Origin of the sequence: Arachidicoccus terrestris (assembly GCF_020042345.1) — a bacterium.
Lineage (GTDB): Bacteria > Bacteroidota > Bacteroidia > Chitinophagales > Chitinophagaceae > Arachidicoccus > Arachidicoccus terrestris.
Genome location: NZ_CP083387.1, coordinates 2010552 through 2023783, shown reverse-complemented (window position 1 = coordinate 2023783; position 13232 = coordinate 2010552). Strand labels below are relative to the sequence as shown.

Here is a 13232-nt window from a genome sequence, read left to right as displayed (position 1 = left end):
CACCCGTATTACCGGAAACCAGAAAAGCTTATCTCGTGAAACATACATTCATTTTCTCCCTTATTTCTTTTTGCTGTTTTACTGTAACGGTCCGGGCGCAGGATTTTCCCGGCGTCCGGGATCTGGTTCACAGAAGAGTCCCCTGGTTGGAACAGCACCTTGTTTTAAAAAAGGTGCTGTTTGAAAAGCAGGGAGCGCCTGGCCTTGCAGCTGATATAAAAAAGCAGGATGATACCGCTGATGCCTTTACGTTAAGCTATAGTAGGGGTAAAGTTCAGGTGGAGGCGAATTCTACCAGTGCAGCCGCTTTTGGGGTGCATTGGGATCTTAAATATTATTGCCACCGGTCTATGAGCCATATGGGAGATAATCTGGCTCCGGTTGACAAATTACCCGTTATGACCCGTCCGGTGCATCTGGAGGGCCTGGCAAAGTATAGGTATGCGTTAAATTATTGCACGTATAATTATACCATGAGCTTTTATAATTGGACGGACTGGCAAAGGGAGTTGGATTATATGGCCCTCAATGGGGTAAACCTGATGTTGGTGGCTAATGGCCAGGAGGCTGTCTGGCAGTCCGTCCTTGATCAGTTGGGCTATACACAAAAAGAAATCGATGCGTTTATTACCGGCCCGGCCTTCAATGCCTGGTGGCTGATGGGTAATGTACAAGGCTGGGGTGGCCCGATGACCAGGCCGGTCATTGCCCAGAGAAGCCGTCTTGTGCAGAAAATGCTCAGACGCATGCAGCAGTTAGGAATTCAGCCGGTGATGCCTGCCTTTTTCGGGATGGTGCCCTCTTCCCTAAAACAAAAACGGAAGGCACATATTGTTGAACAGGGGAAATGGGGGTATTTCGAGCGCCCTGATATTTTGGACCCGTCGGACAGTCTTTTTGCCGTGATAAGTGACCTTTTTTATAGTGCCACCAAAAAGCTCTATGGCAAGGATATCCATTTCTTTTCCGGTGACCCTTTCCATGAAGGCGGTAAACACGGGGATATCAATCTGACCACTGCAGGTGTAAAGATTCAGTCTGCCATGCAGCAGGCATTCCCCGGCTCTGTCTGGGTTTTGCAAGGGTGGCAGGCAAATCCAGACAAGGATCTTATTGCAGCGGTTAACAAAAAAGACATCCTCATCCAGGAGCTTTTTGGGGAAAATACCCACAATTGGGAGGATCGGAAGGGCTATGAAGGGACGCCGTTTATCTGGTGCACCGTAACCAACTTTGGAGAGCGGCCCGGTATCAATGGAAAGCTTCAGCGTTTTGCTGACGAAATTTACCGGGTGCGCCATAGTTCTTATGGCGGACTCTGTAAAGGTGTTGGCATTATGCCGGAAGGAATCAATAACAATCCTGTTGTGTATGAGCTGATGCTGGAGCTGGGCTGGCATAAAGACAAGGTGGATGTGCACCGGTGGATCAAGGACTATGTTTATGCCCGATATGGCAAGACTGATCCGGTGATGCTGGAAGCCTGGGAGCTCTTGCTTGAATCTGCCTATAGCAGTGATCTGGGTTATGCGGAGGGGCCGCCCGAGAATATACTCTGCGCACGGCCCGCTTTAAAAATAAAGTCGGTATCCACCTGGGGAAGCCGGACAAAGAAGTATGACCTGAATGCATTTAAGAAAGCCGTAGATTTATTTGCCCAGGCCTGGCCGCAATATAAAGACCAAAGGACGTACAGAATTGATCTGATAGGTATGATCATGCAGCAAATGGGTACATGTGCCGATTCAGTCTATACAGAAGTGATAAACGCGTATATGCAAAAAGACATTGCGGCCTATAACGCCGCTACTAAAAGATTCCTTTCTCTTTTAGATGATGCGACGTCTTTATTGGAGACGGATCCTTTTTATCAACTGCCGACCTATGTCCATCAGGCGAAAGCGTTGAATAACAATAAAGCTGCTGTTAAAAATAATATTGATAACCTGCTGATGTTAAATACCTATTGGGGAGGTAACGATCCGAAGGAGGACAACCTGCATGAATATGCCTATAAAGAATGGGCGCCCATGATGGAAAGTTATTACAAACAAAGGTGGGTACTTTTTTTCAGCTACCTGACGGCAAATCTGAAGGGGGAAAGCGCGCCTCCGGTCAATTTCTTCAAATGGGAGCGTGACTGGGTGGAAAAAACAGCCAGGAGCGTCCTTGCTGCAGACCCAAAAACGCCACAAAGCCCTGGCAAACTGGGGGCTATTTTACCGAAAATAATGGGTAGATTAGAACCCTAAGACAAAATTGCTCATCAGCGCGAACGCTGTTGTTCCTTTGAGTGGATGGCATGTTTGCCGGCAGTAGAATGTGTTGTAGGGGGAAAATATATATTTATACACAGAGAGAGTGTGTGGTGTGGTAAGGCATTAAAAAAGCGTCCCGGATAAAGCATTAACTTCTATTGCTTTATTCGGGACGCTCTATTTTGCAGCTATGTGAGAGAAGGCCGCCTGGCTGTTATCCGCCAGCTACGTTTGTCTTTGGCTGCGTTTACCAGCCAGGGTTCTGGACCAGTAAGCTGTTTTTCTGCGTCTCATCATAAGGTATCGCTAAGAAATACATTTTGTCGTCCCAGTGCCGGTCCTGGATCTTAAAGGTCGTATACACGTAATCATGATAAGTACTTCTATCTGCCCGGTCGGTGCCTTTTACCGTAATTTTAATACCCAATGCCGGCTCATTCATCACTTTCGGGGCGATCATCCAGCGGCGCATATCATAGAAACGCTGGTGCTCAAAGGCCATTTCGATCTTGCGTTCATCACGGTACTCGTCCCTCAGTGCTGTTCCCGTCAAAGAGGCTGTAAATTCAGGCATGCCCGCCCGGCGGCGGATCTGATTGAGAGCCTCTCTGGCCTCAGCGTCTTGTCCTAATCCGATACAGGCCTCTGCATAGTTGAGTAAAGTCTCTCCGTATCGGAAGAATATCCAGGGCACTTCCTGGACGATCGCCTTGTGATCATTGTTCGGATCCAGGAATTTACGGAGGTAGTAATTGGACAGGCTGCCATTCCAGTTTTCGATAGGACCGTTACGGGTATCGATGCCCGGAAGCGTTTTACCATTGGGAAGTGTCAGTGTAGTAAAAGCCTGTATAATACCTACAGGGTCATAGGGCGTGCCGTCGGAATACCGGGGCTTCCAGTGGGCGCCGTCATAGAAGACAGTCGCATAAAACCTCGGATCTCTGTTGGCATAGGGGTTTTTGGCCTGCTCCGGGTTGTTCCAGCTGAATTTGGTGCCGTCTTTCATCTCATAGGAATCCACCATTTGCTGAATAGGTGAATTTTCGCCATAGCCGCCATAGCCATTGGGGCTGAACCACAGGCCCACATTGGGCGCTCCACCACTGGCACTGAACAAACGGCAGAATATCGTCTCGGGGCTTTGCTTGGCCAGGAACAGGTCTGAATAGTTCTTGGCTGTTGAATCACCCGGAGCCGGATCTGCACCGTATAGCTGATAGATTCCCAGGTCCATAACGGCCTTGGCCGCATCTTTAGCCGCCTGCCATCTCGCCTGGCGGCCTGCGCCTCCGTCCATATAGCCTACCTCTTCCCGCTTTGAGGGATTAAGGTTGTACAGGTCACTGGCTGCATAGAGTAATACCCTTGATTTAAGGGCAAGTGCCGCGCCTTTCGTGGCTCGGCCCAGATTATCATCTGAATATTCCAGAGGCAGTAAAGCGGCAGCTGAATCAGCATCTGCAACAATATAGTCCACCGTCTCTTTAAAGCTGCTGCGCGCAATAGCCGTAGAATCTTTCAATCCGTAGACTGTTGAGATTAGCGGAACGCCCCCATAGTTGCGTAGCAGGTTGTGGTAATAATAACCTCTTAGAAAATAAGCTTCACCACGCATCCTTTGAACTGACTGAGCACCTGCCTGGGGCGACTCGGCAGAATTGATCAGAAACTCATTACATTTTCTGATCGCGGCATAGAGTGTGCCCCAGTTCAGGTAGCTGAACCTGGAGCCGCCGAGGATATCCATGTTGGATGCCGTGACAGTAGACTGGACAACCGCCTTGGCGCCGTTGGTCCAGATCGCCTGATCAGTTAATACGCTCATGCCACTGGTTGAGTTGTATTCTCCTTTGCCCAGGGCGGAATAAATATTGTTGATATACGCTTGCATCAGTGAGGAATCTTTCCAGATGGCCTCGCCGGTGATCTGATCGAGCCGTTCTACGTTCAGAATTTTATTACACCTGGTCATCATAAAGCAAATACTCAGTAGCGCAATGTTATATAGAATATACTTTCGCATAATTGATAATTTTAAAAGGTAACGTTTAAGCCCACGTTGAAAATCCTGGACTGTGGATAATAATCACCCGCCGCATTGCTGGCTTCCGGATCCATAATCTTGAATTTGTCCCAGGTAATTAGATTGTAGCCGTTTACATAGATCCTGAAACTATTGATAGAGCCCATTCGGGCCAGCAGTTTATCCGGCAGGTTGTAACCCAGTTCAACGGTTTTGAGCCTTACATAATCTGTATTGCGTAGATAATAAGTGCTGGCGTTGGCGCCCTGTGGTGACCAGTAGGTGTCACCCCTGTTAAAGGTCCTGGGGCCGGAATAAGGCAGGCCCGAAGGGTCTGGCGTCAACCCGGTTTCATCAGCAGGATCCGGTCTCCAGCGGATCCTGGCATCTTCTGCCAGGTAGTTTCCGATATCTCCTGATTCTGTAGATACATACTGAACGGCACCGGCAGAGCCCTGAAAGAAGACAGAAAGGCTAAGCCCACGCCAGTTGGCACCCAGGGACAATCCACCTGTCCAGTTAGGCGTAGAATTCTTATCTACCCGGATCATGTCATCTGCGTTAATCTCGCCGTCGTTATTGACATCGGCGAAGATCAGATCTCCGGCTCTTGCACCGTCCATATGGACGGAGCCGTCAACCTGTGCCTGATCCTGATAGACACCAAGGACTTTATAGTATAAAGATGTGCTGATCCGTTTGCCGGTCTTTCTCTGATAGGAGGGGATATTGGGCACCTCGTCTGCAAAAACCACCTGGGAATTGGAGAAGCCCCCATTGAGACCTATATGGTAACTGAAATCGCTATTGACTGTCTGATCCCAGTTGACGTTACCGTCATAGCCCCAGCTTTTTACTTTGCCGATGTTTTGTCGGGGCAAGTCCATTCCGGTACTCTGGGGCACCGATGCCGATGGCTCTATCAGAATGCCCGTTCTTAACTGATGCCAGTAATCAATCGTAAAATTAAGCTTCCGGCCAAGCATAGTCCCGTCTATGCCAAAATCAAACTGATTGGCCCTTTCCCAGGTAATATAGGGGTTGGCGACCACAGATGGCTGAAGATCCAGTACGACGCTCTGGTCGACACCAAAGACATAACCGGGACCAAATTCGAAGCCATTCAGGTATTGCTGTGCTTCCACCAATGCATCCGGGTCTGAAATGTCATTACCGGTCTTGCCCCAGGAGGCTCTTAATTTCAGATCATCTAAAAAGTGGATATTATCTTTAAAGAAGGATTCCTCGGAGATTCGCCAGCCGGCGGAGATGGCAGGGAAAAAGCCGAACCGGTGGTCTTTAGGGAAGAGGTAAGATCCGTCAATACGGCTTACAAACTGAAACAGGTACTTTCCTTTATAGTTGTATTCAAGACGGTCAAAATAACTCAGGCGGGCGCCTTGTTCTGCAGAACCGTCATTGGACCAGTCTTCCTGCCCACCGGCGAAGAGTTCAGGGATGGCAGTAGAGATAAAGTGGCGCCGGTAGGCGTTAAAGGTGTTGCCGTTGAATTTCTGCATTTCGGATCCCACCATCACGGTAAAGTGATGATCCCCGAAATTGCGTTTATAACTGGCAACGACATTGCCCAGGATCTTTTCCTGTTGTAAATAGGTTTGTTTAAGTTCGGGGTCCGTCGGCCCTTTTTGCTGGGCCGTCAGATAACTCTCCGGGTCTTTCATGCCGTTATTGGCATAGGCCGACCGGTCGAAAGCATATAAGGTCCAGGGTATTCTCCAGTATTTAATTTCTTCAAACTCCTTGTTGTAGGAGAGCAGTCCACGGATATTGAATCCATCCAGGCCCGGAATCGTGATGTCCATGGTCAGGTTGCCGGTAAAATAGTATTGCTGATTGCGGTCAGTTCCCGTCTGGGTGGTACCGGTGACGGCTGGCTGGACGCCGCCTTCCTGGTCGGGACCCGGCAGTCCGTTAGGATAGAACGCAGGATCCGTCGGGCGGCCCCTGATGATCATCCTGAAGTTCTGCGCGGCAGAGACAAGCGGATATTTACGGTCTTCTTTGCGCCCTGAAAGGTCCACGCCAATTTTGATGTTTTTGGTGACCTGGTCCGTGATATTGCTTCGGATATTAAACTGATTGTACCGGGTCGCACTGTTTTTATAATAGCCTTCCTGGGTCTTGGCACCAACAGAAACAAAATAAGACAGATTGGAAGAGCCCCCCTGAACGGAGAGATTTCCGGTGGTTTGGGGTGAGAGTGGTTTTAAGGTCTCCTTATACCAGTCGGTATTTGGGTATAGCCAGGGATCTCTATTGGGACTCTTGTAGGCATCGATATCTTCCTGTGTGAATTTCGGTGTCCCGCCATCATACAGGGCTGACTCATTGATCATGGTCATATAGGTCGGTGCATCCGCCATCTCCGGTGTACGGGTAGGCTGTGTAAAACCCTGGTTAAAGTTAAAAGTAACCTCAGGCTTTAAATTCATGATGCCATGTTTGGTCGTTACCAGTATAACCCCGTTGGCGGCTTCCGCTCCGTATATAGATGCTGTGGCATCCTTTAACACACTCATACTTTCAATATCATTTGCATCAAGGGTGCCGAGCGACTTATTCGCATAAGGTACGCCATCAATGACGATGAGCGGTGCGTTATTGTTGAATCCATGGTTTCCCCGGATCAGTATCTTTGAGCCCGCACTTCCCGGTTCACCGCTTCCGTTGATGGCGATGACACCCGGCACCTTTCCGGCAAGCGCATTGGTCAGGTTTGTTACGGGGACCTGTTTTAATTCCGAGACAGAGACCGTGGATATGGCTCCTGTCAAATCACCTTTTTTCTGTGTGCCGTATCCCACTACAACTACGTCATTTAGTGTGGCGACATTGGATTCCAGAAAGATCCTGAACGTGTCTGATTCATTTCTGAAATTGACGGTCTGCGGTTTGTAGCCAACTGAGCTGACCCGGAAAAACTGTGCAGAGGGGGGCAGATTTAATGTAAACCGGCCACTACTATCGGTTAAAGCGCCTGCCGCATTATCGGGAAGTGTAATGGAGGCTCCCGTAACGGGCAGCCTCGTTTCACGGTCGACAACTCTTCCAGCTATTTGCCGCTGAGCCTTAAGGCTCGTTTGCATCAGGAAAAACAGGCCGATAAAGAATAAAATACTTTTAGCCATAGTCTCGAAGTTTAGATGAATTGTTTAAATGAAATAAGAAGTAAATCTGTTGAAAGCATATTTTGACATCTGTGGTGAATGCAAACGTTTGCGAAAGGCAATAGAAGTTCAGGCCATAATCCAGGGCTCTTTTATCCCTGACTATAGCTAGTCACTAAACATCTCTGTCTTGAAATAAGAGGTAGGTATCCTTGCGCAACCAGTTCCTATCCGACCCCCTGCCCCGGTAATAATCTGAAGCTTTTGTAGCTATGGCCATAAACGCTTCATAATCTCTTTAACGCCCTTGGCACTCACTAATACTTCCGTGAACACGCAAGGGTTTTCCTCTGTTCTTTGTTTTAATGCGCGCAAAGTTAATTAGATCAGATACTTCCTTTCAAGTGAAACAAAGAATTAATAAATCCGTAATCTTTGGATGGAAACATAGGCATTAATTCTATTTTAGAATGATTATTTCGAAGGTTGGCTGACCCATAATCGACCACGCAAAGAGGCATAAATATCGTGTTCTGTATTGAGGCAGATTGATTTCCAATGCTTTCTAATGTCTTTCAATATTAACGCATATATTACATAAACGAAAGTAAAAATAATATTCTAAAACTTCAAAATAAACCTAAAGAAATTCTTAAAAAAGTTATAATGGCCCTGTCAATCACATTTGCCGAATACGAAAAGGCTCCGCAGTGTCATTTTGTACACTACGGAGCCTTATGTTAATGAGGAAATGCTGGGTGCGCAATATCCTTGTCCGCGGAAGCTATTTCTGCCACCAGAGTGTCAGGCCTTTTGAGTCTGTTCCACCCAGATCTGCTACAGCATCGTTATAGTTTTTCTGATTGTTGGATTGTTCTGAGATGGGATAGGTGAGCCGGGTCGGTACCATTTTGACATTGGGGTCCAGGGACTGAGCCGGTGCGACAAAGAGCGGAGAACCGTCCGGTTTTTTGAATTGTAATCTGGTTCGCTCAAACCAGGCCTGTAATCCCTGATTATAAAGTGCCAGCCACTTTTGTGTCCCAATGACATCTCTCCAATTACCGGTTGTATAAGGATTGTTTTCAAGGAAGGTCGTTACATCCTGATCGCTGACACCCCAAAATGACATAGAGGCTTTAACACCCTCCTCATAGAAGCCGGCGGCGTCTCCTCCGACTTTATAGCCTCTCTGTGCTGCTTCTGCAAGCGCGAAGGCCACTTCCGCATAACTCATAATATATCCCGGAAAGGTAGGGCTGTAGACAGCTTTTCCCGGATAAGAATACCCCTCGAATCCCGCTTCAAAGGAGCCCAGACCATAGGGCTTACCCACATATTCATTTGTTTTTGTTGCCGGTCTTGCGTAGATCGTCAGGCGGGGATCCTTGGTTTCTTTCAAAAAGTTCACGAGCGTTTCTGTTACCTGAAAGTCATTGGGCAGGCCTGTTCCTCTTTCTTCATTAAACGGGAATTGATCCGGAACAGTGGCCAGGTACGGGAATTTCGCTTCATCCGCTGCAGATGTCATGACGCCGGAGGCCACAGCTTCTTCTACAATTTTTTTGGATTTGGCCGGGGCTGCATCCGCTATACGGATCCCAATCCTTAGTTTTAAAGAATTGGCTAGTTTCTTCCACAAAACGACATCTCCATTATAGATCAGCTCCCCGGTCGCAAAGCTGGGCTGGCTGCTGTCCAGCTGACTCATCGCATGGTCCAGATTTAATACCAAAGAGTCATAGATCTTCTGGGAGTCATCATAGACCGGTGTTAGATTAGCGCTGCCTTCGAGTGCTTCAGTATATGGAACGTTTCCATATACGTCCGTCAGTATCTGGTAGATCCAGACACCCAGTATCTGCACTATTGCATTTTCATTTTGTGCGCCCGGCTCGGGGCTGACCGTATTCAGTCGCTGGATTTCCTGTATATTGGACAGGGGCGAACTGTACAGGCTCCACAGAACATTATTGGTCCCTTCATCGAGTTGATAATGACTGGAGGATTCTTTTTGTGTCTGGGCATAAAATTGTGCATACAACATCCCCAGGTTGCCATTGGCGCTTAGACTGTAAACAATGTCTGATGCTGATTTTTCCACACCGGTAATCATTTCCGAGGGGGTGACGTCGGTCGGCCTGGTCGGATCCTGATTCAGTGAGTCGAATCCTTTCGTACAGGATTGCATCAGCAGGAACCCGACACCTATCATCAGTATATAGCGTTTTATTTTATCTTGTAACATAACCATGTATTTTTTAAAATTAGAAGCCGATATTAAGATTGATACCATAAGAACGCACAGAGGGCAGCGCCCCACCTTCCATACCGGTAATATTACTGGTTGAATTAATGATATTGGATGGATCTACATTGGGCGCGTTGCTATGGATCAGCCAAAGGTTACGACCGTAAAGAGATATCCTGGCATTTGCCGCATGAATGGCATCTGCCCACTTTGCCGGTAAGGCATAGCCCAGTGTGACTTCTCTCAGATAAATATAACTTCCATCATATACATTGGCTGCATTGATATTAGTGCCAAAATTATTTTTAAAATGATCGGCCGCATTTAAGTGGACATTATAATCTTCTCCTGTTGGCAGAACACCTGAAACATCCACGCCGTTTTCCCGCACGTTATTGGCTACTGTTTCCTCTACGAGACCAGAGGAGAGCCCATACATATTCGTATAGGAGAAGAAGCTGCCTCCTTTCTGGAAGTCAACCAGCGCGCTTAGACTGACATTCTTATAAGTAAATGTATTGCTGAAGCCGCCGATAAAGTCTGGCTCTGTGTTGCCTAGTATCTGGCCCGGCTCAGAAGGTACATAGTGGCCGCTGCTGTCAATGACCTTTTTGCCATTCAGATAAGTATAGTCGGTACCTGTGAGGACAAATAGCGGCTGTCCGACAATCGCCGTCGTACTGACGGAGTGGCGGCGGCGCTCTGTGCCGACAACATATTGATTGATATCAGGGTTGTTAGGAATATCTAAGGACAACAATTTACTTTTATTGGTAGAGAAATTGATCGTCGCATCCCAGGAGAAATCTTTCGTCTGAATGGGACGTCCTGTCAACTGTATTTCCAGTCCCTGGTTTCTGGATTTACCCGCGTTGGCATAGAACGTGCTATACCCCGTGGCATTTGAGACCGACAGCGGAATGATCAGGTCCTTTGTGGTCCGGCTGTATACCGTCAGATCAAGACCGATCCTGTTATTCAGGAATTTGAGTTCAACACCCGTTTCATATTCGGTGCTTCTTTCCGGTTTAAGGCCGGCGTTGAACAGGTTCGGATCTTTCAATACATAAGAACCGCCACCAAATACGACCGGAGCTGCATAGGCGAGACTGGTCCGATAGGGATCGGTATCACTGCCTATCTGTGCGACACTGGCACGGAACTTACCATAGGAGAGCCATTTCCAGTTAGAAAGCCAGTTGGAGAATACCATAGAATATGAAGCAGAGGGATAGAAATAGGAGTTATTTCCGTTTGCTAATGCGGATGACCAGTCATTTCTTCCGGTGAGTTCCAGATACTGGTTGTCGTCCAGGCTTAGTATCACATCCGCAAATAAGGAGTTAATCCTTTTTTTGAACAGATAATCAGAATAGGTAACCCGGCCACTTGAGTTTGTCAGGCTATACAGGCCTGGTACGATCAATCCGGCAAAAGAGCCGGCATTAACGGCATCCATTTGAGTCATTATATTACCGCCGACGGTTGCATTAATGCCGAACCTGGAAGAAAGGTCATTTTTGGCGGTCGCCATGAACTGATAGTTGATCTCTTCATGTTCCAGTTCCGTCCTGGCGTAGCCGCCGGTCTGGCCACTGAGCAGATCCTGAGCCGTGCGTTCCTGTTGCAAAGTATTGTAATGATCCATAAATACTTTGGCTGAAAGGTTCAGCCAGTCCACTGGCTTATATTCAAGGCCGGCCTGGCCGAACAGGCGCTTTCTGACATCTGTTTCATAGTTATTATACGCATTCCAATAGGGAGATGTTGCAGATGCCGGCGTCGGGTCATTAAAAGCCTTCCGGTTCCAGCTGACCTGAGACCCATCGGGGAACTGATAATATTTAAGCTTGTCGACTTCCAGTTGTCTTTGACTATACATGGAGAAAAGCTCCATGGGGTTAAGCCCCGAGAATCCGGTACCAATACGCCCTTTTACATCGTTGACCGAGTAGTTGGCGGAGACAATAGCGGTCAGGTTGGGGATCAGCTTATAAGATCCGTTGAAGCCAATATTATTGCGGACCTGCCGGGACCCCGGCATAATATAATGTTGGTCCATATTGCTGTAGGAAAGCCTGAAGGCACCATCTTCATTGCTGCCGCCTAAACTGACACTATTGGTCACGGTAATGCCGGTCTTAAAGAAATTGCGCACATTGTCCGGCTGAGGTGACCAGGGCGTTGTCATTCCAAAATAAGGGTTATTCTTGTCTTTATCAAAAGAGTAATAAGGCCGGATGATCTGGCCTTCCAGTCTAGGGCCCCAGGACTCATCAACTGCATATTGTGGCATCAGGTCATAACCGCCTTTTACGGGATCTGTATAAGTGGGGCCGTTTTTAAATTGCTCCGGATGCTCTTTCTGCCATAGTGTATCAAAAACACCTTCACTGTAATCGCTGGTGGCAGCACCGCCGCCATAGGTGTTTTGGTAATTGGGCAAAATATAGACTTTGTCCACCTGCGCATTCATGCTATAGCTGATGCCCAGTTTTCCGCCGCTCCCTTTTTTTGTAGTGATGAGTACGACTCCATTGGATCCTCTGCTGCCATATAACGCAGTAGCCGCGGCACCTTTCAGTACGCTTATCTGATCGATATCGTCTGGATTGATATCCTGAATAGGGCTGCCATAATCAAACCCGCCACCGCCGATGGCCTGGTTGTAGCTCGGTACCGGATTACTATTGCCCATAAAAACACCATCAACCACGAACAGTGCATTATTATTACCCGTGATCGATTTATTACCGCGAATGGTGATTTTGGACGAGCCTCCCATGGATCCGGTATTCCCGCTGATCTGCACACCGGCCAGTTTACCTTGCATGGAATTGACAAAATTGGTTTCTTTGGCTGTCTGTACCGCTGCGCCTTTGATCTCCTGAACAGAATAACCTACGCTATTGCCGTTTTTAGAAATTCCCAGCGCGGTAACTTTTACGTCCGAGAGGTTATGCTGGTCTTTATTACTGGAAAGAACCACCTTTAAAAATGTGGCGGGATTGCTGATTGTAATAGTCGTGTCGTTATAGCCCACATTACTGAATGAGACCTGCATGCCAGGTTTATAGACAAGCTTGAATCCACCGCTATTGCCGGCAGATACTGTTTCACCTGTCGTAGCTTTGATCGTGGCTCCGGCAAGGGATTCACCGCTCTTGGTCGTGACCAGTCCCATCACATATTCTACAGAATCTTTTCCCGTAGTATCAGAGGCTGGCGCCTGCTGTGTTGTTGCAGGAAGCGCATTAGTGTCTTGAAGGGGTTTACTGGTTGGAGGGGATTGCCTGGGTACCGTATCTGACGGTGAATTGGAGAGGGGTGTCGCAACAGGAAGACCTGTGCTATCTTGATTGGACTTGTCAGGTAGGGAATCTTTTGGCGGGTGACTTCCATCTGGAAGCACTTGTCCATAGCCAGCAATTCCTACCGTCAGCAATCCAGCTGATATGAGTAGGCCAAGGCCTCTTTTCATAAACATAAATAGATGCTTTTCAGGTTAAATATAAATAGGTATAGCAATGGGACGCGACACAAAAAACATACCCGGGTTTAATCGACTG

At 47.7% G+C, this 13232-nt stretch carries 5 protein-coding genes; 1 reads left to right on the top strand and 4 read right to left on the bottom strand.

The annotated features are described in order from the left end of the window. Nucleotides 1–35 precede the first annotated feature (35 nt). Entirely contained in the window at nt 36–2252 is a 2217-nt protein-coding gene (locus K9M52_RS08090; protein ID WP_224071554.1) for an alpha-N-acetylglucosaminidase, read from the top strand. Nucleotides 2253–2505: 253 nt separating this feature from the next. Here the strand turns inward: K9M52_RS08090 and K9M52_RS08085 are convergent, their stop codons facing one another. The 4 genes from K9M52_RS08085 to K9M52_RS08070 form a co-directional block, all read right to left on the bottom strand. Further along, nucleotides 2506–4284: a RagB/SusD family nutrient uptake outer membrane protein gene (locus K9M52_RS08085; RefSeq protein WP_224071553.1), complete on the bottom strand. Its 1779-nt coding sequence runs from the start codon at nt 4282–4284 to the stop codon at nt 2506–2508. Nucleotides 4285–4295: 11 nt separating this feature from the next. Then, entirely contained in the window at nt 4296–7433 is a 3138-nt protein-coding gene (locus K9M52_RS08080) for a SusC/RagA family TonB-linked outer membrane protein (RefSeq protein ID WP_224071552.1), read from the bottom strand. Nucleotides 7434–8196: 763 nt separating this feature from the next. Beyond that, nucleotides 8197–9660 (bottom strand): SusD/RagB family nutrient-binding outer membrane lipoprotein, encoded by a 1464-nt coding sequence (locus K9M52_RS08075; protein ID WP_224071551.1) that lies wholly within the window; start codon nt 9658–9660, stop codon nt 8197–8199. Nucleotides 9661–9679: 19 nt separating this feature from the next. Continuing rightward, entirely contained in the window at nt 9680–13150 is a 3471-nt protein-coding gene (locus K9M52_RS08070; protein ID WP_224071550.1) for a SusC/RagA family TonB-linked outer membrane protein, read from the bottom strand. Nucleotides 13151–13232: the final 82 nt, after the last annotated feature.